Origin of the sequence: Kitasatospora sp. NPDC101176 (genome assembly GCF_044768035.1) — a bacterium.
Classification (GTDB): Bacteria; Actinomycetota; Actinomycetes; order Streptomycetales; family Streptomycetaceae; genus Kitasatospora.
The window spans coordinates 55,056-76,126 of the sequence record NZ_JBIWPA010000040.1 but is presented as its reverse complement, the minus strand read 5'-3'; the positions used below and the strand labels follow the sequence as shown (position 1 = coordinate 76,126).

Annotated in this window: 18 protein-coding genes and 2 pseudogenes; 7 read left to right on the top strand and 13 right to left on the bottom strand. The window is 71.9% G+C overall.

Features of this window, described 5'->3' with window-relative positions; all coding sequences use genetic code 11:
* Window positions 1-605 precede the first annotated feature (605 nt).
* Both ACIRS1_RS34925 and ACIRS1_RS34920 read right to left on the bottom strand, forming a co-directional pair.
* Window positions 606-1,034: pseudogene (locus ACIRS1_RS34925) on the bottom strand (PP2C family protein-serine/threonine phosphatase); the annotation flags it as partial.
* Window positions 1,035-1,570: 536 nt separating this feature from the next.
* A complete protein-coding gene (locus ACIRS1_RS34920; RefSeq protein WP_402846342.1) occupies window positions 1,571-1,765 on the bottom strand; it encodes a hypothetical protein in 195 nt (64 codons plus the stop codon).
* A gap of 272 nt (window positions 1,766-2,037) precedes the next feature.
* On the opposite strand from ACIRS1_RS34920, the gene ACIRS1_RS34915 reads away from it, so the two are divergent.
* Window positions 2,038-2,958 (top strand): LysR family transcriptional regulator, encoded by a 921-nt coding sequence (locus tag ACIRS1_RS34915; protein WP_402846340.1) that lies wholly within the window; start codon window positions 2,038-2,040, stop codon window positions 2,956-2,958.
* 137 nt (window positions 2,959-3,095) lie between these two features.
* On the opposite strand, the gene ACIRS1_RS34910 is transcribed toward ACIRS1_RS34915, so the two are convergent.
* Entirely contained in the window at window positions 3,096-3,224 is a 129-nt protein-coding gene (locus ACIRS1_RS34910) for a hypothetical protein (protein ID WP_387903157.1), read from the bottom strand.
* A gap of 342 nt (window positions 3,225-3,566) precedes the next feature.
* Between ACIRS1_RS34910 and ACIRS1_RS34905 the strand changes: the two genes are divergently transcribed.
* Both ACIRS1_RS34905 and ACIRS1_RS34900 read left to right on the top strand, forming a co-directional pair.
* Entirely contained in the window at window positions 3,567-3,773 is a 207-nt protein-coding gene (locus ACIRS1_RS34905) for a hypothetical protein (RefSeq protein ID WP_402846338.1), read from the top strand.
* 13 nt (window positions 3,774-3,786) lie between these two features.
* Window positions 3,787-4,482 carry a VC0807 family protein gene (locus tag ACIRS1_RS34900; RefSeq protein ID WP_402846336.1) on the top strand — a complete coding sequence of 232 codons (696 nt, stop codon included), beginning with the start codon at window positions 3,787-3,789 and terminating at the stop codon, window positions 4,480-4,482.
* Between the two features lie 120 nt (window positions 4,483-4,602).
* Here ACIRS1_RS34900 and ACIRS1_RS34895 read toward each other — a convergent pair whose 3' ends face one another.
* Window positions 4,603-4,728 carry a hypothetical protein gene (locus ACIRS1_RS34895; protein WP_402846334.1) on the bottom strand — a complete coding sequence of 42 codons (126 nt, stop codon included), beginning with the start codon at window positions 4,726-4,728 and terminating at the stop codon, window positions 4,603-4,605.
* Window positions 4,729-4,966: 238 nt separating this feature from the next.
* On the opposite strand from ACIRS1_RS34895, the gene ACIRS1_RS34890 reads away from it, so the two are divergent.
* The gene (locus ACIRS1_RS34890) at window positions 4,967-5,548 is read left to right on the top strand and encodes a TetR/AcrR family transcriptional regulator (RefSeq protein WP_402846332.1); all 582 of its coding nucleotides are present in this window, start codon (window positions 4,967-4,969) and stop codon (window positions 5,546-5,548) included.
* Between the two features lie 294 nt (window positions 5,549-5,842).
* A complete protein-coding gene (locus ACIRS1_RS34885) occupies window positions 5,843-8,266 on the top strand; it encodes an ATP-binding protein (RefSeq protein WP_402846330.1) in 2,424 nt (807 codons plus the stop codon).
* A 114-nt stretch (window positions 8,267-8,380) separates the two neighbouring features.
* On the opposite strand, the gene ACIRS1_RS34880 is transcribed toward ACIRS1_RS34885, so the two are convergent.
* From ACIRS1_RS34880 to ACIRS1_RS34855, 6 genes are all read right to left on the bottom strand, one after another.
* Window positions 8,381-9,322 carry a hypothetical protein gene (locus ACIRS1_RS34880; RefSeq protein ID WP_402846328.1) on the bottom strand — a complete coding sequence of 314 codons (942 nt, stop codon included), beginning with the start codon at window positions 9,320-9,322 and terminating at the stop codon, window positions 8,381-8,383.
* A 424-nt stretch (window positions 9,323-9,746) separates the two neighbouring features.
* Complete coding sequence (locus tag ACIRS1_RS34875; protein WP_402846327.1) at window positions 9,747-12,080, bottom strand: Helicase associated domain protein; 2,334 nt, start codon at window positions 12,078-12,080, stop codon at window positions 9,747-9,749.
* 94 nt (window positions 12,081-12,174) lie between these two features.
* On the bottom strand, window positions 12,175-12,726 hold the full coding sequence (locus ACIRS1_RS34870) for a hypothetical protein (RefSeq protein ID WP_402846324.1): 552 nt from the start codon (window positions 12,724-12,726) through the stop codon (window positions 12,175-12,177).
* Window positions 12,727-12,764: 38 nt separating this feature from the next.
* On the bottom strand, window positions 12,765-13,466 hold the full coding sequence (locus ACIRS1_RS34865; RefSeq protein ID WP_402846322.1) for a helix-turn-helix domain containing protein: 702 nt from the start codon (window positions 13,464-13,466) through the stop codon (window positions 12,765-12,767).
* The gene (locus ACIRS1_RS34860) at window positions 13,463-15,634 is read right to left on the bottom strand and encodes a hypothetical protein (RefSeq protein ID WP_402846319.1); all 2,172 of its coding nucleotides are present in this window, start codon (window positions 15,632-15,634) and stop codon (window positions 13,463-13,465) included. Before ACIRS1_RS34860 ends, ACIRS1_RS34865 begins: the two co-directional genes overlap by 4 nt.
* A 7-nt stretch (window positions 15,635-15,641) precedes the next feature.
* Window positions 15,642-15,971, bottom strand: coding sequence for a helix-turn-helix transcriptional regulator (locus ACIRS1_RS34855; RefSeq protein ID WP_360213413.1), 330 nt, complete (start codon window positions 15,969-15,971; stop codon window positions 15,642-15,644).
* Between the two features lie 236 nt (window positions 15,972-16,207).
* Between ACIRS1_RS34855 and ACIRS1_RS34850 the strand changes: the two genes are divergently transcribed.
* Window positions 16,208-16,864 carry a hypothetical protein gene (locus ACIRS1_RS34850; RefSeq protein WP_402846349.1) on the top strand — a complete coding sequence of 219 codons (657 nt, stop codon included), beginning with the start codon at window positions 16,208-16,210 and terminating at the stop codon, window positions 16,862-16,864.
* Between the two features lie 195 nt (window positions 16,865-17,059).
* Window positions 17,060-18,210, top strand: a pseudogene (locus ACIRS1_RS34845) (transposase); the annotation flags it as partial.
* Here ACIRS1_RS34845 and ACIRS1_RS34840 read toward each other — a convergent pair.
* From ACIRS1_RS34840 to ACIRS1_RS34830, 3 genes are all read right to left on the bottom strand, one after another.
* Window positions 18,109-19,062: a LysR family transcriptional regulator gene (locus tag ACIRS1_RS34840; RefSeq protein ID WP_402846317.1), complete on the bottom strand. Its 954-nt coding sequence runs from the start codon at window positions 19,060-19,062 to the stop codon at window positions 18,109-18,111. The pseudogene ACIRS1_RS34845 and the gene ACIRS1_RS34840 sit on opposite strands and share 102 nt — an antisense overlap.
* Before the next feature lie 98 nt (window positions 19,063-19,160).
* Window positions 19,161-20,102 carry an LPXTG cell wall anchor domain-containing protein gene (locus ACIRS1_RS34835; RefSeq protein WP_402846315.1) on the bottom strand — a complete coding sequence of 314 codons (942 nt, stop codon included), beginning with the start codon at window positions 20,100-20,102 and terminating at the stop codon, window positions 19,161-19,163.
* 519 nt (window positions 20,103-20,621) lie between these two features.
* Window positions 20,622-21,041 (bottom strand): arsenate reductase ArsC, encoded by a 420-nt coding sequence (locus tag ACIRS1_RS34830; protein ID WP_402846313.1) that lies wholly within the window; start codon window positions 21,039-21,041, stop codon window positions 20,622-20,624.
* Window positions 21,042-21,071 lie beyond the last annotated feature (30 nt).

Below are 21,071 nucleotides of genomic sequence, written 5' to 3'. Positions count from 1 at the left end.
CCGGCTCACCGCCATCGAACAGCGGATCCACCGGACGTCCGCCGCAGCCCTCGACGCCGTCGACACCCACCTGGCGCACCTCGACGCCCTGCGCCACGACCTGGCCCACCGGCCCTGGCCCCCGCGGTCCTCCCCCACGCCAGCGGCCCCTCCGAGCCTCCCGCCGCAACCGGCGCGAGCCCCGACGGCCGAACCCTTCGACACGGCCGGGCGTCGGCGTACCCGGACCGTCGCGGACGCACCACAGCAGGACAATCCCGCCAACAACCACCAAGCCACCGGCCGCGTACCCGCATGACAGAAAACCCGCCGCCCCGGCACGGCCGGGCATCGCGAGGCGCAGCCGGGTGCACGTCCGGCCGCACGTAGATTCCGGACCGTAGGCAACCCGAAGACCTTCGGGCACCCGACCGCCTGATCCGGGCGCAGCGGGCGCCGACGGCCGTGCGGGCCGAGCGCCGCGCCTTCCTCGGCTCGCCGCCCTCGCGGAGCGGTGACCTGGAGGCCGCCCGGCGCGGTCTGAGCGAGGAGCAGCCGGCCGCCTGGGAGAACCTCAAGGCCGTTGACAGGCCTGCCCGGTGCTTCCGGATGTGGGGTGTGCCGTTTCAGGTGTTGGCGCCGGCATGGGCTTGGCGTCCCCTGGTGGTGGGGCCGTGCCAGTCCAGGCACATCACGGTGGCGTCGTCCTGGAGTTTGCCGCCGCAGGCGTCGGTGACGGCCACGACCATGCCCCCCCGCGGGTGCTCGGTGGCGGTGGCGACCATGACGGCGGGCAGGTCGACGGATTCCGCCCGGCGGTCCTGCATGCCGTCGGTATAGAGCACCAGCCGGTCACCGGGGCGCAGGTTGATGTTTTGCACCCTGTACCGGCCCTGCCCGGCGACGCCGAAGGGCAGGTCGGCGCGCAGGGGCATTTCTTCGACGGTGCCCTCGCGCAGCCTCAGCGGGTGCGGGTGGCCGGCGTTGACGAGCTGCGCACCGCTTCCGTCCAGTGCGATGCGCAGGATCTGGCCGGTGGCCAGGACTCCGGCGCCGCCGCCTCGGCCGCTGCCAGCATTTCTCCCAGGACCATCCGCTCCCGTGCCACCTCAGCCTCCTCGAAGATCCAGGGCTCTCACCTTCCCGCGATGGCCCGAGGAATTCCAGCCTCCCTCGGCGCGGCCCAAGGCCGATGCCGAGCCGAGCGACGGTCGTGGCTGTGGGTCACAGACGAGCAGGTACGAAATTTCCATCCCGGACCGCAGCTCATGGCCGTCTTTTGCACACCTTGGCTGGCCCCCAGGGTGACCCGGCCCCTACGGAGAGGGCGACTCTGGGCTTCGACGCACGCGGCAACCGCACCTTCGGCGCCGTTCTCCCCGCCAACGACGAACTCACCGACGCCGAAGCCGCTATCCGGCTCCGTGCCTGCTCGGCGACCTGCCCGGGGAGTTCGGGGTGCTCGCCGCCGAGCTGGAGGCCGCCATCGCCGCCGGCCGGCCCGCCACCGAGCTGCCGGCCGGATGAGCAGGACCGCCCGACGCGGGCTCGCCCCAGGCCGTCCGCCCGATCTGCCGAGCCACGGGCGCGGTCACGAGGACCTCGCGGTCTCGCTCCCCTCCTCCCCCAGCTTCCGCAGCGCTTCGATGGCGAGCGCTCGCGGGTCGAGGCTCCGTCCGGCGAACAACCTCGCCACCGACAGGGCCCACCGTCCCTTCTTCAGTCGCCCCAGGACGTATCCGATGAGGACCCCGATCCCGAGAGCGATCTTGATGGTGATCTTCATCGCTCGGCCCGTACCCCTTCTGGACGGACGGTGGCCGCACCGCGATGCCGCACGCCCCTGCCAGCACCCGTCGGCCGAGCCGGCCGAACGGGCATGCGCCGCAGGTGCCGCAGGTGCCGCACGGTGCCTGACGCGGGTCGAACCACGACCTGGCCTGCTTCTGGCCAGGCCGACCTACTCGTAAACACGATCGGTTCGCCGCGTGCCCGACCGTGCACGTATCCTCAACCGTTACCAAACAGTGCATGATTTACACTTCTATAGTTACTGTCATGCAATTGGATTTGAATCTGCTCACCGCCCTGGACGCGCTGCTGGAAGAGGGCAGCGTGGCCGGAGCCGCGGACCGACTTCACGTCACCGCGCCGGCGATGAGCCGCTCGCTGGGCCGTATCCGCAGAGCAACCGGCGACCAGATCCTGGTCCGCACCGGACGCCATATGACGCCCACGCCCCGCGCGCTGGCCATGCGCACCGAGGTCCACGCCCTGGTGCAGCAGGCTCACCAGTTGCTGTCCGCCCGTACGGACCTCGACCTGGCGAGCCTGGAGCGGGTGTTCACCGTCCGCCTGCACGACGCCCTCACCACCGCCTGCGGGAGTGCCCTCGTCGCCGCGGTGCACCGCCAGGCCCCGGGGGTGAAGATGCGTCTGACGGTCGAGCCCGGCCACGACACCCCTGAGCTGCGTCGCGGTGAGGTCGATGTGGCCTCCAGCGCCGGACCGCCGTCTCAGCCCGACATCCATCACCGCCTCATCGGCCAGGACAGGATCATCCTCGCTGTCCGGGCGGGCCATCCGCTCACCGAAGGACCGGTGACCGTCGAGCGGTACGCGGCGGCCGACCACGTGACCGTCTCCCGGCGTGGAAGCCTGCGCGACCCGGTCGACGATGTCGTCACCGCCCTCGGCCACGAGCGCCGTGTCATCGTCTCCGCCCCCGCGACGGACACCGCCCTGCAGCTCGCCCGTGACACCGACGTCGTGGTCACCCTCCCCGACGCGGTCACCCGCTCCGCCCGCGAGCAGCTGGGCCTGGCCACGCTGCCGCTGCCGTTCGACCTGCCGCCCGTACCCCTCTATCTGCTCTGGCACAAGCGGTACGACGACGACCCCGCCCATGCCTGGCTGCTCAACCTGGCGGCCCAGACCCTGCAGGACCTGTTCACCACTCCGGAGGCCTCTGCCCAGTAGCGTTCCGTCGGGGCAGTTGGGCCCGACGGTGCCTGATCCCGGACGGTCCGGACCGGCGGCGGTGAACGCCAGGCGCAGGCGCCGGTCGATCGCGGTGCCGACGGTGCCGGCCTCGGTCCCGACCCCTTCAGGCGGCATCAGGACGGGGAGGCGGCGTACCGGGCGCGGAAGTTCTCCCGCAGCGGCTCGGGACCGGCGGACAGCTCCCGATCCAGAAAGCGGCGCGGCGGCGTGCGGGGGCGGCTGAGACCGGAGGTCAGACTCATGCCGTCCACCGCCCCTCTGCGGCTCTGCGGCTGCTGCGAGCCGGGCCGGCGGGCAGCGCAGGGGTGCCGGGCCGGGACGTGGTCGGGGAGGTGGTGCACAGGTGGTTCGTCCTACCGGGGACGCTGGGAACGTCCTCTGACAGGTCGTAGGACGAACGGAGCAGCCGCGTCGCCCGGCCGGGGACGTCTTCACCCGACCGGGCGGACCCGCTTTGCGCGTCAGGCCGGCTCCTTCGGCGGGAAGTGCCGCTCGAGGATCTCGGCCCACGTCGGCACGGTGACGAAGCGGCCGGTGTCGTCGGCCTGGGCGGGGCTTGGACGGGTGCTCACGGACGTCTCCCGGTGGTCGTGGTCGGCTGGCTGCCCCTGAGGGACGTCCGGCGCTCCCGACAGGGGATCTGCGTGGACACCGGGGAGGAGGAGGGCTCGCTGCGCTACCGGTGCCCGATGCCGGGTGAGACCATCGGCCCTGAGCCGGAGCCGATCTCGCGGGTCGGCCGACAGAGCGGGGAGTTGGACGACGTCGACGATGCCCTGGCCTTCTTGTGACCTGGGGGACACCGTGACCGACAAGCGAAGTGCCACCGGCGATGTCCCCGAGCCGCCGCCGCGGCCCAGCGGCCGGAGCCTGCTGCTCGGCGTCGCCTGGGACGTCGTGGTCCCGATCGCGGTGTACTACGGCCTGCGCGCCGGCGGTGTCAGCGTCTTCGTAGCCCTGCTGGCCGGGGCCGTCCTGCCGGCGCTCACCACGGCGGTGCAGTGGCAGCGCACTCGCAGCCTGGAGGGCATGGCCGGATTCATCGCCGGGACCATGCTGCTCGGCGTCGCAGCCGCGCTGGTCAGCGGCAGCCCCCGGTTCCTGCTGGCCAAGGACGGTTGGCTGACCGGCGTGGCCGGGCTCTGGTTCCTGGCCTCGATCAGAGCCAGGCGCCCGCTGCTCTTCCACGCCGGCCGCCCCCTGCTGGAGGGCCGGTTCCGCTCCGACGGCACCTCCTGGGACGTGCTGTGGGAACGCGAGCCCGCCTTCCGGCGGATCTGGCGGGTCTCGACCGCGATCTGGGGCGTGGCCATGCTGCTCGACGCCGCCGCACGGATCGTGATGGCCTACACCCTGCCGGTCGACACGGTGCCCGGCCTCGGCGCCCTGCTCTGGCCGGTCACGCTGCTGCTTCTGCAACTGGTCAACGGCATCTACTACGAGGTGGCCGGGCTCTGGGGGCTGACCTCCGGCAGGACCACGCACCCGCCAGGCGGCTGAGCACCCACCAGCTCATGCCACCTCGCTCGCACGCTCACACCTCACAGTCAAGCGCCGGACGGGACCGGAGCTGCCGCCCCTGCTCACCCGTACCAGTCACCAAACCCAAGCGCACCCCGGTCACGCCTTCCGGTCCTTCGCCGGGTGGAGCTTGGCGTGCAGCACCCGGTCCTCCCACCACGGATCGTCCGGAGCGAAGGCCAGGGCGGCCACCTGCTCGCGCCTGGTCGGGGCGGGCAGCACCAACAGGCCCAGCCCCTCCACCCACTGCCGCGCACTGCGGGCACTCCAACCGGTCCGGACCGGCCTTCTGGGACAGCTCCAGCAGAGGCGATCCCCCGTGACGGAAACGGCTTCCCCCGTACGGCAACCCGCACCGTCTCGTCTCGTGACGCACCGTCTCGTCTCGCCTCGCGGACCATGTTCCTCGAGCGAGACGATCACGTCAAGACGGCACGTGACGTCTCGTGGAATAATCCGGACCATGCCACCAGCCCCGAATCCGGACCTCCGCAACCAGCGCGCCCACCGCGCCATCCTCGACGCCGCCCTCGAAATCGCCGTCCGCGACGGCTACGCCCGGGTCACCGTCGAGGGCATCGCCCACACCGCCGGAGTCGGGAAACAGACCATCTACCGCTGGTGGCCCAGCAGGGCCGCCGTCGTCCTCGAAGCCCTCAACGACCGCACCGGGCCCTTCTCCGGCGTCCCGGACACCGGCGACATCACCGCCGACATCACCGCCGCCGCACAAGGAGTCATCCAGGCCCTCGGCACCGAACTCGGAGTCATCTGGCGCGGCCTGGTCGCCGACGCCCAGAGCGACCCCCGACTCGCCGAAAACCTCCTCACCGACTTCCTCGAACCCCGCAACAAGGCCTGGCAGGGCCGCCTCGACCAAGCCGTCAGAGCCGGCGAACTACGCACCGACGTCCCGACCCGAACCATGGTCGAACTCCTCTTCGGACCCGTCTACTACCGCCTCCTGCTCGGCACCGGCCCACTCGACCCGGACGACACCGCCGCCCGCATCGACTACCTCCTCAACGGCCTCAGGCAGCGCTGACCACGGGAACAGGGCTGACACGGGACAGGCGGGCCGCAGCGAATCCTGCACCCCCGGCGGCGCGCCTCAGCCGGCCACCTGCCGAGGATCCGCGTTTCCACCCCCGAGCAGCACCGACACACCTCGCAGGCCAAACCCTCGACCAGTACCACCAGCGCGTCATCGACACCGTCGAGAACGGCGGCGAAGTCGGGGCTGCCTCGCGGCCCACCGCGTGCCGCACTCCCGACGTCCGCAGGCTTGCCCGCCCATGACGGGCAACGGTATCCATGGACCCACGAGGGGGTGGAGGCCATGGGGGACGCGGCTCAGAAGGTCGGCGAGGTCCACAACACGGTCAACGGAGGGATCTTCTTATCCGCGGTCGTCCAGGGCCGTGACATCACCGTGCGGCTGCCGCCGCGGATCACCCCGGCCCTGTCCGGCCTGCCGGCCCCTTCTCCGGCCTTCACCGGCCGCGACGCCCAGGTCTGCGCGCTGCTGGAGGACCTGGCTCCGGGCGGGGGCGATCCGGGTGGGCGAAGGGCGGTGCTCGTCACCTCCGTCTCCGGTCTGGCCGGGATCGGCAAGACCGAACTGGTCATCCAGACCGCGGTCCGCGCCCTGAAGGAGCCGGGCTGGTTCCCCGGCGGCGTGCTGTTCACGGACCTCTTCGGCTACGACCCCGAACTGCGGCTGTCCCCGGAGCGGGCCCTGGAAGGCCTGCTGCGCGCGCTCGGCATCCCCGGCGAACACGTCCCCGGCGGCCTTCAGGACCGGCAGCGGCTGTACCGCAGCGTGCTGGCCGCCTTCGCCGCACAGGGGCAGCGGATCCTGGTCGTCCTCGACAACGCCTCCACCATCGAGCAGGCGCGCCCGCTCCTTCCGACCGACGGGATCACCGCGGTCCTGGTCACGTCCCGCCACACCCTCGACGGCCTCGACGCCCGCCTGCGGGATCTCGGTGTCCTCGACGAGCAGTCATCGTTCGACCTCCTCGACGGGGCCCTGCGACACGCCCGCGGCGACGACGACACCCGGGTCGTCGACGATCCGGACGCGGCCGCCGCCGTCGGCCGGTTGTGCGCGGGCCTGCCGCTGGCGCTGCGCATCGCCTCCGCGATCCTGGCCGCCCGGCCGACCCGCTCGGTGGCCGCTCTGGCCGCCGACCTGAGCGCGGAGCACTCCCGTCTGGACCGACTGCGGCGCCCCGACCGGGCCGTTCGTGCCGCCTTCGAGCTGTCCCACAGACTGCTCGACAGCCGTCAGGCCGGGATCTTCGGGCTGATGGCGCTCAACCCCGGCCCCGACCTGTCCACCGACGCCGCTGCCCGTCTGGCCGGCATCGACCCCGATACGGCCGACGGTCTGCTGTGCCTGCTGGCCGAGGCCCACCTGATCGAGGAGCAGGTCCCGGCCCGGTGGCGGATGCACGATCTGGTCCGCCTGTACGCGGGCGAGCGGGCTTGCGTCGAACGGAGCGTCGGCGAACGGGAGGCCGCCCGCGAGCGGCTGTTCACCTTCTACCGCGACACCGCCTCCGCGGCGGCCACCCACCTGGAGCCGCCACCTGCCACCGTCTCGCCGCGATTTCCGGGGCGTGCGGAGGCCCTGACCTGGCTGGAGGCCGAACGCACCAACCTGGTCGCCTCCTGCGAAAGTGCGGCCGTGCTCGGTGACTCGGAGACCAGTACCGGTCTGGCCTTCGCCCTGGGCCAGTTCCTCGACCTCCACCGGTACTTCGACGACTGGCTCACCGTCACGGCTACGGCCTGCGCCCTGTTCCGGCAGGCGGGGGACCGACGTGGCGAAGGCACCGCGTTGAACAACCGCGGCCTCGCCCTGCGCCAGCTGCGGCGGTTCGACGAAGCCATCGCCGCCCATTCCCGGGCCGCGGACGCCCTCCGGGAGGCCGGAGACCTTCACGGCGAAGGCCAGGCTCTGGGCAATCTGGGATCGGCCCTGCGCGAGGTGCGGCGGTTCGACGAAGCCACGGCGGCGCACTCCCGGGCCGTGACCGTGTTCCGGCAGACGGGAGACCGCCGCGGCCAGGCCGTGGAGCTCAACAACGGCGGCCTCACCCTGCGGCACCTGCAGCGGTTCGGCGAAGCCGCAGGAGCGCACACCGAAGCCTTCACGATCTTCGAGGCGATCGGCGACCTGCGGGGCCAGGGTCAGGCGTTGGCCAACCTGGGCTCGGCCCTGAACGCGATGGGGAGTTACCGCGAGGCGATCTCCGCTCACCGGCGGGCCGTGGAGATCCACGAGGCGATCGGCGACCTCCACGGCCAGGGCCGTGCCGTGAACAACCTCGGCTCGGCACTCACCGGCGCGGGACGCTACGACGAGGCGGTCTCCTCCCACCGCCGGGCCATAGAGATCTACGAGGCGACAGGAGACCCCCACAGCCAGGCCCAGGCGCTGACCTGTCTGGGAGTGGCCTTCAACCACACCTGGCGCTTCGACGAGGCCCACACGGCCCACGCCCGCGCGGTGGCCGTGTTCCACCAGCTCGGCGACCGGCACGGTGAGGGCGCTGCCCGAAACAACCTCGCCATCGCCCTGATGGGACTGAAGCGCTTCGACGAGGCGCGCCACTGTCTGCACCGGGCCGTCGAGTTGTTGACGGCGTGCGGCGACGATCATGCGGCCGCGAGGCCCCGACGGTTACTCGACGAACTGTCGAACTTCCTCCGCCAGGAGGCAGCACGGGACCCCGACGGGACGGCCTCAGCCTGACTCCGTCTCCCTCACGAAGCAGAGCACCGGCGGGTCGGGCAGCGCCGCCGGGCCGAGGCCGGCTCCTCAAGCAGCTCCGGCGCAGCGCGTCGCCCGGTCCCTCGCCGTCCTCGTCTACTCCATGGGAAACAGCGCCTCGTGCCGTTGCCGGGCGAGGGAGGCGGTCTTGGTACCAGCGGAGTCGCGCAGCTGGGGTAGCTCCATCATCAAGGTGATCAGATCAGCCGGTGGGGCGTAGCCGCCGGAGCGCTCGCTCAGGAACTTCTTCAGGTGGATCCTGCGGGCCGGGATGGTACGGGCATTGTCGAGAGCACCGCTCGCGACCAGTTCGTCGGCGATTTCGGTCAGCTGGGTCATGTAGTCGCCGAAGACGGCCTCGGCTGCTTCCTCGATGGCGCTGGTGGCCTGCCGGATCGCTCGCCACCGCATTTGCCCTGCCTCGTAGTCCTCGTCGCGCGGCGCCGGCACCAGGCGCTCAATTGCGCGGCGTCGCTCCCCCGGGCCCTTGGCTTCGCGAAACGCCCGGTCTTCCTGCAGCAGGCGTGCGATGCGGGTGATCTCCGTTTCCTCGTCCTGTGCCCTGCGGGTCCGGACATGTTCGACAAGACCGTTCTGCTCGTGCTGCGCCGTGTCGGCCTCGGCTTCGAGGTCGGCTGCCCATGTGGCCCGGCGGGACCAGAACACGGCGATGCCGTCCAGGATCACGCACAGCTCTACTTCTTCGACCTGGCCGTTGCGTCGCTTGGCTCGGCGCCGTAGCCGCTGGATTGCCTCTGTCTCGGCGGCACGGGCCGGGTCAGAGTCCTCGTCGTCGCTCTGGTCGACGAACTCCTCCAGGAAGCTCTCGGCGTCGAACATGGTCGTGCGGTGGAACAACACCCGGGCGCCGGTCGCACGTGCGAGACCGCAGAGTTCCTCTGGTGCCATCGCCTCGTAGTCCACATGCGCGCGACCCGGGTGGTCCTCTGGCACGGCAGGGATCAGCTGCAATCCGAACTCCTCAGCCATGATGGGCAGCCGCTCACACAACTCGGCCAGGACAGCGTTCTCGCTCACCTCTGCACCCTTCATCCGGTAACCAGCCGACCTCGCTTCGTGACGATACCCGTCCGGACTGACAGTCCGTCACCTGATTGGCCGACAGCCAAACCGGTGAATCGGACGGTCGTAGAGATGGGCCAGCAGCGACGCGGGCGGCGTGGGTCGGGCAGGGTGGCGACGCTGTCGGCCTTCCTGCGGCTGCTGGTGGTCCTGGTCGGCACGGCGGAGACCGGGGTGCGCGGCGCCGTGGCGGATCTGCGTCTCACCGCCGAGGAGAACCCTGCCGTCGCCGGGCCCCACCCACCGCCGGCCGGTGACCTCCAGGCGCAGCGTGGCCATGGGCCAGGGGAGGACGACCCTGCCGTCCACCAGGTCCACCCAGCCGTCCAGGCCGTCCCGGCCCGGGGTGGGCCGGGACGGCGGGGTCCTGGGGGGCGGGTCAGCCGGTGACGGTCTCGGCGTGCCGGGTGAGTGCGTCCAGGAGCGCGGTCTGGTGGTCGGTCAGCTTGCCGTCGGTGCGGGCCTTGTCCTGTTTGCGCAGCCAGGTGCCGGGCCGGAAGGCCGGGTCGTCGCCGAGGCCGGTGCGGTTGGCGGGGCCGTCGAGGGTTCCGCCGGAGGCGAGGTAGGCGAGCAGGCGGCGGTAGGAGCGGTTCCAGTCCGGTTCCAGGCGCCACAGCTCGTCCAGCGCGTCGAGCTTGGCGACTTGGTCGGTGGTGAGGCCCGCGGCCTTGCGCTGGCGGCGCATCCAGGCGCCCACTGCGTAGTCGTCGAGCTTGGCGGTGGCGGGGATCGCCAGGTGGCCGTGCTGGTGGTGGAACGCGGCGGCGTAGGCGTGGCCGCGTTCCCAGGCGTTGGCGTTCTTCGACCAGATCATGCCGAGCGCGTCCAGCTCCGAGACACGGGCCGCATCCAGCAGGCCCTGGCCGTTCAGGTGGCGCTGGCGGGTGAGCCAGGAGATCAGCTCGGCGTACTCGGTCTTGTCGGTGGGGTCGAGGTGGCCGTGCTGGAGGTGGAAGACCGCGGCGACCGCGTGCATGCGCTGCCACTCGACCGCGCGCGGGTTGAACGCGCGGAGCTTGACGGTCTGCAGGATGCGGGCAGCGTGATGGCGGGCGTTGATCTTGAGCCACTCGATCGGCGACTCGACCGGGGCCGGCTGCCGCTCACCCTCCCCGGCCTCGGCCGGCTTGGCTGCGGTGGTGTGCGCGGTGCCCTGCGAGCGGGAGGCGCGCAGCTCGGTGATCCGGCCGACCAGCCGGGCGTCGTGCGCAGCGAGCGCCCGCAGGACCCGCCAGATGGTGCGGAAGGAGGAGGCCTCGATCTCGGCGTCGGCCTCCGCCTTCACGGCCTCGCCGGCGTCGTGGACCTCGGCCGGATCGGCCGCCGCGGTGTCGTCGCCGACCTCCGGCGTCGGGAGGTAGACCGGGATGATGACCCAGGAGACCTTGCCCTGCCGGTAGGACTGACGCAGCGCGCGGCCGACGGCCTGGACGATGTCGATGATCGAGCTCTTGGGGTCCGCGAAGCAGACGGCGTCCACGGCGGCGACGTCGATGCCTTCCGTCAGGAGTCGGGCGTTGGCGAGGATGCCGCACTCTTCGCCGTCCTCGCCGGTGTGGGCCTTGAACTCGGTGAAGGCGGCGCGGCGGTCGCGAAGGCGGTCGGTGCCGGCGACCGCCTTCGCCCAGATCCGCTCCGGGCGCTCCGCGTCCTCGAGCAGCTCCGAGGCCTCCAGCAGGGTGTTCGCGAACTCCCTCGCCGCCGACACCCGGGAGTGGAAGGTGATGACCCTCCTGAGCCCGAGGTCGGCGACGGCGCGCAGCACGGCGATCTGCAGCGCGAGGCGCAGCAGGTCCTCGTTGGTGCGTTGGGAGCGCAGGTCGGCGACGGCGGGGAGGTTGAGGAGTTCGCGCAGGTCTTCGTCGGTGACAACGGGGACGAGGACGCGGTAGTCGGCGAGGTAGCCGTGCTCGATGCCCTGGCCGAGGGTCCAGGTGAACACGGTTTTGCCGTAGATCTCCTCCGAGTCCATGGAGCAGAGCGCGGGCAGCGCCTGGCCGTCGGCGTCGGTGACGTCGGCCAGGCCGTCCTTCGCGCGCCGGTCGTCGGCGATCCGCGGGGTGGCGGTGAAGTACAGCCGGCGCTTCGCCGGGACCTGGGCGTCGTCGTGGACCGCGGCCCACGCCTTACCTTCGGAGCCGGCGGTGCGGTGCGCCTCGTCGATGACCACCAGGTCCCACGCGGGCAGGCCGAAGTCGCGGTGGGCCTGGACGATCCGCTCCAGCGAGGCGTACGTGGCGTACACGGTGACCGGCTCGCCGAGCTTCTCGGCGGCGACCAGGTCGGCGATCCGCGGGGCCTGCGTGGTGACCTGGGCGTGGACGCGGCCGCCGGCCTCCGCGCTCTCCAGCGCCTCCTCCCGCGAACACGCCGCGACAGCCAGCCCCCGGCGACCGCCCCGCAGCGACCAAGCCTCGGCGGTCTGCTCCAGCAGCTCGATCGTCGGCACCAGCACCAGCACCCGCCCGCGCGCGGCCAGCCGCCGGGCGCAGCCGGCCGCGATGAGCGTCTTGCCGGAGCCGGTCGCCGCGACGGCGGTGGCGCGGCCGCCGTCCTTCACCTCGCGCACCGCGGCCGCCACCGCGTCCTTCTGGAACCAGTGCAACGGCAGCGGGTTCACCGCGGTGCCGGACGGCTGCGTGGGGACCGGATTCCCGGCGCGGGCGCGGAACGCGGCCGGTGCGTCGGCCTGGGTGGCGGTGGTGGTCTCCACGGCGGTGCTTCTCCTGTTCTTCCTGGCTTGGGTGCACGGGGTGGTGCGGGTTCCATCCGGCCGGAGCCGGGCGGTGGTGTGGCGGTCCGGGTCGTCAGGGGTTGTGGCCGTCCCGTACGACCTCTTCGGCTTCTTCCAGTGCTTCGAGGACGGGCTTGCGGACACCGGGAGCCGGGTGGGTGGCGTGCCTGTGCAGGAAGTCGATGATCTGCGGTGCGGAGTCGGCGAGTTGGGGGACGAGGAAGCAGACGGCGTCGAACTGGTCGAGGTCGGCCGGGTCGGCGGTGCGCAGGATGTCGGGGACGACGCCCAGGATCCGATCCCGGCAGTACGCGGCGGTGTCGACCGTCCTCCCGTCGACCTCGACGGTCGAGCCGGCGTTCCTGGCGTTGAGGATCTCCTCCAGGATTCTCAGCGCGGCGCTGTTCAGTCGCCCGCCAGCGCGGACGTACCCGGTGATGAAGTCCACGCACGCCGCGGCCGCGGTGTAGAGCTGGCCCTGGTTGGCGACCTCGCAGTACAGGACCGAACGGGCACCGCGGCGTTCGTCAGGACCGCCGGACACCAGCCGCTCCAGATACCGGGGGAGCTCGGAGGCCGGCTGGCTCATGGTCTGCAGAGACGACCAGTCCCACGCCTGCGTCATCACGCGATCGACTCCTTCGTCGAGGCAGAGAGGTGTGCTCACGACTCGGGCACCCAGGCCCGGACTTCGAGGTACTGGATGTCGGCGTCCTCGACCGCGCGTCCGGTCTCCACCAGCCACTCGCGCATCGCGTCGGTGACGTCGCCGTGGTGCTCGGCGACCCGCCTCGACCACTCGGCGGCGTCGAAGCCCCCGGTGGAGGCGGAGCCGTAGGTGCGCTCCTCGGTGCCGTCCGAGCGGGGGACGAACCCGCGGCGGATGCCGCCGGAGTCCTGCTCCGACCCGGCGCTGTAGACGTACTGGTCGGCCTTCATCCGCACCGTGAAGGCGAGGCGGCCGCCGGCCTGGCCGGTCTCGTGGACCACCGGGGCGAGGTGGGAGGCGCCGGAGCGGATGGCCTGCTTCCCGGCGCGGCCGGCCATCGACCCGCCCGCCTCGCCGACGGTGTCCTTGCCCCGCACCCGGGCCTTCTGGCCGGTCCTGGTCCGGCGGCGGCTGGTGTTCGCCTCGGCGATCCCGGCCAGCGCCTCTGGGTCCCGCTCGCCGCCCCGGACTGCCAGGACCAGCTGGCGCAGCGCGCCGACCATGCTCGCGCCCTTGCCCTTGGTGAAGAACTGCGACACCAGCGAGGTGTCGCGGCCCAGCATCCTGGCGACCTTCCGCTTGCTGTAGCCCGCGTCCAGCAACTCCTGGGTCAACCGGGCGGCCTCGTTCGGGTTCTGCGGATCGGCCGGGCTCACTGGTCAGCCCCCTTCTCGGCGGCGGCGAGCTCGGCGCGGCCCAGACCGCGCAACTTCAGGTACTGCTCCTGGTTGGTCGGGTGCTCCACCGGCCCTGTCAGGTGGCCCTTGAGGAGGTAGTCGCCGGGCTCGCCCCGGTAGGGCCAGGGCTGGCGCTCCGTCAGCGCGATGCCGTCCGTGCCGAAGTAGACGACCGTGCCGGGCTTCGCGTGGAGCGCCCCGGCGTGGCCGATGACGTCCTTGCCCTGGCGGTACTTCATGTCCAGCAGCGCCGCCCGCGCCCCCGACCACACGTAGGCGGCCCACTCGGGGTGGGCGTACGGGTCGCGGGAGAAGCCGGCCTGCCGCTGCCAGGTCACCACCTCGTCGCCCTGGCCGAGGATCTCCACCCCGGCCGGGAGCGCCTCACCGACCGGCGTGGTGCCGGAGACCAGGCGCGGGCGCTGCGCGAAACCGCCCAGGCCGAACAGCAGCACCGAGCGGACCGCGCGGGAGGCGAGGTAGGCCGCCTGCCGCTGCCGCTCGTCCCCGTGGACGTGGGAGAGGTTGGTCAGGTCCGCCCACGCGGCCTTGAGTCGCCTGCCCCACTCGTCGAGCGGCTTGCCGTCCTCGAACAGCAGGCCGCCCAGGATCTCGACCTTCCACGGCATCAGGTGGTTCGCCAGCGCCAGGTGCACCTCCGCGCCGCCCGCCCACGTGGTGAACGTCGAAGCCGGCTCGGACGGGTAGACCCACGCGCGGTCCCCGGTCACCGGCGCGGGCAGCAGGCCCACGTGTTGCCAGCCGGCCGGGACGGTGACCCGGACATTCCAGTGCGAGCAGGACATCAGCGCCTTGACCTGCTCGGCCTCGGTCATCGCGGCGAACGCTGCCGCGGTGATCCGGCGCGGAGTGCCGACCGGCGACTTCCACAGGTGCTTGGCGTAGGCGAAGGTACGGTCGTACTCCACCAGCGCCGGGAGCTGCTCCGGCACCCGGGGCGGCAGGATCAGCTCGGTGCGGCCCTGCCCGCCGGTCGCGTGCAGCAGGCCGCGCAGCTCCTCGGACAGCACCGGGTAACCCCCGGCCCACTTGCCGGTCGTGGGGATCGTGCGCGACCACAGGTCCCGGCCCGTCTGCGACGGCGAACCCATCAGGACCGCGTCGTCCCAGTGACGGCGCAGCGCCTGCCACAGCAGCGTGAACGCCTGGCGGCAGGTGACGACGTCGGCGCCGTCCGGGTCGAACCACTCCCCCATACTCCGGATCTCGGTGCTGGCGCTGTCCGGGGTGGTGGCGGGGGCGTAGCGGCCGACCGGCTGGCGCTGGTGGACGAAGTGGCCGGCGAGCTTGTCGCGGCCGGAGCCGACTGCGGTGGTCCACCGCTCCGACGGCGTGTTCAGCCAGGCCGCGACCGCGTCCTTGAGCGTGGAGTACCGCTCGGCGCCGTCGTGCCACGGGGCGCCGGCGGTGATGTAGATGCGCTCCGTGCCCGGCGCGGTCGCCAGGACAGCGTCCAGGATCTCCCCGGGCGTGCGGGCGCCGAGGTCGAGGCGCACCACACGGTCGCGCACCGCCAGGTCGCCGGTCGCGGCGTCCAGGAACACCGTGGCGCGGGCCTGCTGAACGAAGTTCGGGCGCTTGGACACCAGGCCCGTGGTCACTGCCTCGAACCGGGCACCGGCAGGGCCCTCCGGGAGGGTGGGCAGCTCACGCGGACCGGCGGCAGCGACCGGAGCGACCGAGGCCGCCGGGACGGGCTGCTCGACGGCGACGGCTTGGTCCTCGACCTCGGTCATCGGGGCCGCCGGGGCCGGATGCTCGAGTACGGGGGCCGGGCGGGTCAGCGCCGGAGCAGCCGCCGCGACCGGCTCGGGCGCCGGGGCCGGGGCCGGGGCAGGCACGGCGGCGGCCTGGTCGTCGGCCTTGGCGGCACGGACGGCGGCCGGGGTCGGGTCCAGCAGCGGGGCGATCCGCACGACGTCGCCGACCGACAGCCCCGAGGCCTTCGCGACCGCCGGCGCCTGGGCGCCCTCGTACCCCGCCAGCCCGGCCACCCGGCGCGCACGCTGCTGGTTGAGCTTGTCCAGCTCCTTCTGCGCGGCAGCGACCGCCTTCTCCGCGGCCGTGATCTCGGTGCGCAGCTCGCGCAGACCGGCGAGCCCGGCGGTGTACGTCTTGCGGTCCATCAGGGTGTCACTTCCCTTCCGTGGTCTCGGTGCCGGCCTCGAGGGGGCGGGCCTGGCGGGCGAGGGTGAGCCAGCCGTCCGGGCCTTGGACGCCGTGGATCTCGGCCAGGCCCGCGAGCAGGAAGGCGTACGCGCCCCGCCTCGGCGCCCGCGGCTGTGCCGTCCCGGCCTCCCACTTCGCGAACGTCTCCCGCCGGGTGTCCAGAGCCGCGGCCACCTCGACCTGCGTCAGGCCCGCGGCCTTGCGCAACCGCTCCCGCTCGACCGGCTCCGGCAGGTCACCGCCGTCCCGGGCCTTGGCCAGCAACGCGTCCACCGCCGCGAAGATCTCAGACATCACATACCTCCCAGCAAAAGAAGATATCGCAGAAGCACTCTCTAAATGCAACATTATTCATCGCATAAACATCGCATTTGTAACCACACAACGAGCTCACAGTGCCCGGCCGGGCGGGACCATGATGTCCCGTCTCAAATGATCTTGATCGTTTGTCAGATGATCTTGACGGACGATAGGTTTGTGTCATTCGATCTTGATCGGTGACGGGGGTTCCGTTGGCAGTTGCCTCGTTGGTGTACGACGACCCGGTGCTGTCGGCGTTCGAGCTGGACTTCGTCGACGCCGGTGAGCGCTGTCGGCTTCCGCTCGGCCAGGCCTGGGACCGGCGGTTCGAGTCCACCGACCCGGTACGCGAGTTCCGCTGGGCAAAGGGCGGCCAGAGCTTCGCGGGCTGGTACTTCTCCGCTACGGTCGGCGGCCACGTGGGCTACGAGTCGTGGCTGGAGCGGGACCGGTTGATCCTGCTGGACCGCGAGCGCACCCGGCCGCCGCGTCTCCGTGGGCTGGCCGCAGGTGGCCTGGCGGCGGGCATGTCCCTGGCCCTCGTGCCGTTCCTGGGCGGCCCTGCCGCAGCTGCGGGTTCCTGTCCGGCGGATGGCGACAGAGCCGAACGGAACGGTCACGAGTGGTTCCTCTCCAAGCTGGCGCACCACCGGCCGCCGACGTGCCCCGGGAGGAAGCGCCACCACGGCCGGGCTGCGGCTCGACGATTCGATGTAGGACAGGACCGCGGCCTGGGGTCGAGGCTCGCCGGACCCGTCGTCACCACCGTTCCCCGGCAACCTCCCGCACCACGCCGCCGGGCGCCCCGGACGGCCCAGCTGCCCATCCGGCGAAACGACGACCACCGGTGCTGCCAGCCCTCCCATCGCGCACCGATTCAGCCGTGAAGGTTGAGAAACAGGTAATCAGCTTGTTCTTTAACCTCTGCCCGTGGTCGGCCCCTTGGCTGACCACCCGGGTTTTCGTGTTCGCAGGACAGCTGGACGACGTCCGCGTGATCATGTGCTTCGGCTGCAAGGCACGATGACAACCTGAGGACGAGTGTGCTGGAGAGTTCCGACCGTGCCGGGGCACTGAGCGTGATGTCGGATTTCCGTGCGGGCTTCTACGGATGCCTCACTGCCCGGGAGGACGCACTGTTCGAGTTGTCCGGTCTGCCTCTTCCCGGGCGGCCGACGGACGTATCGTGCTCGCGGTGGACGTCAGCCCGTGGCTGCGCTCGGACGCGCCGACCAGCGCCGAGCGACTGTTCTGCCACGTCTACGGGCGCGCGAAGAGCACCTCGCAGTTCATCCCGGGCTGGCCGGATTCCTTCGTGGCCGCGCTGGAGTCCGGCCGCACCTCGTGGACGGCGGTGCTCGATGCGGTCCGTCTCGGCCCGCAGGACGACGCCACCGCGGTGACCGCCGATCAGCTCCGCGACGTGGTCGACCGCCTGATCGCCGCCGGGCACTGGCAGGCCGGAGATCCGGACATCCTCATAGTGATGGACGCCGGCTACGACGTCACCCGCCTCGCCTTCGTCCTGGCCGACCTGCCCGTGGAAGTCTTCGGCCGGATCCGGTCGGACCGGGTACTGCGGCTACCGAAGCCGCCCAGGATGCCAGGGACCAACGGCCGCCCGCCAAAGCACGGCCCCGAATTCGCGCTCAACAAGCCGGTCACCTGGCCCGAGCCCCAGCACGCCACGACCACCGAGACCATTCGCTACGGCACCGCCAGGGCCAGCAGCTGGGACCGCCTGCACCCCCGTCTCACCCACCGAACCTGCTGGATCGACCACGACGGCGACCTCCCCGTGATCGAAGGGACGCTGATCCGGCTGCAGGTCGACCACCTCCCTGGCGACCGCGACCCCAAGCCCGTCTGGCTGTGGTCCTCCCGCACCGGCGCCACTGCCCACGACATCGACCATCGCTGGCAGGCGTTCCTCCGCCGATTCGATCTCGAACACACCTTCCGGTTGTTCAAGCAGACCCTAGGCTGGACCTGCCCGAAGATCCGCACACCCGAAGTGGGTGACCGCTGGACATGGCTGGTGATCGCCGCCCACACCCAACTCCGCCTCGCCCGGCCGCTTGTTGAGGACCTCCGCCGGCCGTGGGAGAAGCCCGCTTCACCCGGGGACGCCTCACCCCGGCGCGAGTTTGGGCTGCTCCGGCGCCGCCTTCTCCGGACCCCGGCGGACCGCGCGCCGGGCCATCGACAGCAGATCGCGGGCCGGTCCCTGCGGACGGTGGCCGCTGGGCCAGACCGCCCGCAAGGACCGGCTCAGGTCCACCCCGGTGAGCTGAACGGCCACCAGCCGCCGCGCCCGAAGGTCCTCTTCCACTGCCAGCCGGCTGAGCACGGCCGGGCCGGCCCCGGCCAGTGCGGCCGCCTTGACCGCCATCGAGGAGGGCAGTTCCAGCAGCGGGCTGGCCAGGCCGCCGTACGGCGCCAGCACGTCCGTCAGCACCTGCCGGGCGCCCGACCCCGGCTCCCGCAGGATCAGCCGGGCGGCCGCCAACTCCTCGGGGGTGACCCGGCTCCGGCGCGCCCAGGCGTGCTGCGGGGCGGTCACCACCACCAGCTCGTCCCTGGCTACCACCACGGTGTCGAGCCCGGCCGGGACAGTGGCGCTCTCGACGAATCCGAGGTCCACTTCGCCGCCCAGCACCTTCTCCGCCACCAGAGCGGAGTTGTCGGCGCTCAACGAGACCACAGTGTCCGGCTGGTCCGCACGCAGAGCGACCAGCCAGCCGGGCAGCAGGTGCTCGGCCGCCGTCAGACTCGCCGCGACCCGCAACCGGTCGTCGCGCTCGCCCCGCAGCGCCTCGATCCCCGCGTCCATCGCCACGGCGGCCTCCAGCACTTGGCCGGCCCAGCCGGTGACCAGGACCCCGGCCGGGGTCAGGCGGGAACCGTTCGGGGAGCGTTCGAGCAGGCCGACCCCGATCCTGGTCTCCATCATTCGCATCCGGGCCGAGGCGGCCGGCTGGCTGATGCCGGCCTCCCGGGCGGCCCGGCCGAGACTGCCGAGCCGGGCGACGGCGAGCAGCAGCTCCAGGCTGGGGAGGTCGGGCACGCGTGGGGAAAGCGGCATGGCGGGGTTCACAGACGTCGGGGCTGATGATCGGGCCGGACGGAACGGGGTGGGACGGCGAACCGCCGTCCCACCAGGGGATTCCGGTCGTGGTGGGTTCAGCGGCGCCGTCGGCGGGCGACGAGGGCGAGGGCGGCACCCGCTCCGATCGCGACGACGCCGACCGCCAGCGCGGTGGCGGCGGTGTCCGCGCCGGTGCGGGCCAGTTCACCGCCGGGTGTGGTGGCCGCCGGCCCGGAGGACCCCTCGCCTCCGGTTCCGGCACCCGGTGCGGGCGGGTCCGCCGGGACGGACGGGCTCGGGCTGCCGGAAGGGCCGGGGCCGGGTACCTCTTCCGGGCCACCTGGGTCCGTGGGCGTCCCGCTCGGAGTAGACGTCGGGGCACTCGTCGACGTCGGCGTGGACGTGGGTGTCGAGGTGGGCGTGGACGTCGGCGTGGACGTGGGTGCCGAGGTGGGCGTGGACGTCGGCGTGGACGTAGGTGCCGACGTCGGGGTGGTGGTCGGCGCGGCCGTCGGAGTCGGATTTCCGGGGACGAGCCGGATGACCTTCAGAGGCTGGATCTCCACAATGTCGTCCTTGCCGACGTAACCGATGACACCGATGTCGACCCGGTCGGCGAACGGGTTGTCCGGCCCGAACTTCAACCGGAGCGGAATCTCCGTGACACCGGACGGAATTGGCCCTTCGTCCTTCGGGAACGGAAAGTCCTGCCAGTTGTCGGCCGGGTCGTTCGCCGATGTGGTCGACTGCCACCGTCCGTCCAGGAAGTACTGGACCTCGATCTGATCGGACCTGATCCCGACCCGCTGCGTGTCGTGGACCTCGAAGAACACCCGGTTGAACTGCCCGTCCGTCTCCGAGCGGTGGAAAACGACGGTGAACTCCTGCCAGTCGGCCCCGGGTACGAAGTCGCGGGGCAGTCCGCGCAGCTCCAGGGAGGCCTCCGCCGCGGCCCGCGTCGGGGAGCCCGCCGGGGCGGGCCGAGCCGTCGCAGTCGCCGTCTTTCCGGGCGCCGTCGCGGTCACCGGAGTCGCCACCGCCGCAGTCGGAAGCACCGCCGACGCCACGAGCCCGGTAGCGCCTGCGGCAAGAGCGGTAGTGGCGGCGGCCATTCTGCTCAGCTGCACGTGATTCCCTCATCCCATTGATGATCAATACACCGGAAATCCTCCGTGCACCAAGCAGATCCGGGTAGTACCCCCTTGTCTATGGGGTCATAGGCTGGGTTTCTGACTTGCTGGAGCAGCTCTGCGAGATGCGCGCCACCGGCTGGCGGCTCGAGGCTGAGGCCGCCGAACTCGCGGGCGGACCGGGCGGCGAACCGGAAGCGCAAGGGTTCCGCCGACGGCCGACCGGTCACCTCCGACACCGACCGCTACAAGCGGCGCAACCACGTCGAACGGTGCTTCCAGAAACCCAAGACCTGGCGCGGCCTGGCCACCCGGTACGACGAGAGTCCGGAGAGCTACGAGGCAGGCCTGCACCTTCGAGGCTCGGTCATGTGGCTGAAGTCCCCGACTTCAGCCACATGGCGGTGACGGTCACCGCGGCGGTGGTCACGCGACCGGCTCGATGCCGAGGTCGGCGAGCAGGCCGCGGATGCGCCGCTCGATCTGGTCGCGGATCGGGCGCACCGCCTCGACGCCCTGGCCGGCCGGGTCCTGCAGCTTCCAGTCCAGGTAGCGCTTGCCGGGGAAGTACGGGCAGGCGTCGCCGCAGCCCATGGTGATCACGACGTCGGAGGCCTGCACCGCCTCGACGGTGAGCACCTTGGGCACCTCGGCGGAGATGTCGATGCCGACCTCGGCCAGGGCCTCGACCACGGCCGGGTTCACGGTGTCGGCCGGGGCGGAGCCGGCTGAGCGGACCTCGACCCGGTCGCCGCCGAGGCGGGTGAGGAAGGCGGCGGCCATCTGGGAGCGGCCGGCGTTGTGCACGCAGACGAACAGCACGGACGGGGCGGCGGGAGAGCTCACGGGTTCTTCCTTCGGGCAGGAACGGCGGGG

Excerpts from the sequence above, each read along its gene's own strand:
- ACIRS1_RS34910 (WP_387903157.1), bottom strand. The coding sequence starts at position 3,224 with ATGAGTCTGACCTCCGGTCTCAGCCGCCCCCGCACGCCGCCGCGCCGC.
- ACIRS1_RS34890 (WP_402846332.1), top strand. The coding sequence starts at position 4,967 with ATGCCACCAGCCCCGAATCCGGACCTCCGCAACCAGCGCGCCCACCGC.
- ACIRS1_RS34840 (WP_402846317.1), bottom strand. The coding sequence starts at position 19,062 with ATGCCGCTTTCCCCACGCGTGCCCGACCTCCCCAGCCTGGAGCTGCTG.
- ACIRS1_RS34870 (WP_402846324.1), bottom strand. The coding sequence starts at position 12,726 with ATGACGCAGGCGTGGGACTGGTCGTCTCTGCAGACCATGAGCCAGCCG.
- ACIRS1_RS34860 (WP_402846319.1), bottom strand. The coding sequence starts at position 15,634 with ATGGACCGCAAGACGTACACCGCCGGGCTCGCCGGTCTGCGCGAGCTG.
- ACIRS1_RS34915 (WP_402846340.1), top strand. The coding sequence starts at position 2,038 with ATGCAATTGGATTTGAATCTGCTCACCGCCCTGGACGCGCTGCTGGAA.
- ACIRS1_RS34920 (WP_402846342.1), bottom strand. The coding sequence starts at position 1,765 with ATGAAGATCACCATCAAGATCGCTCTCGGGATCGGGGTCCTCATCGGA.
- ACIRS1_RS34855 (WP_360213413.1), bottom strand. The coding sequence starts at position 15,971 with ATGTCTGAGATCTTCGCGGCGGTGGACGCGTTGCTGGCCAAGGCCCGG.
- ACIRS1_RS34885 (WP_402846330.1), top strand. The coding sequence starts at position 5,843 with ATGGGGGACGCGGCTCAGAAGGTCGGCGAGGTCCACAACACGGTCAAC.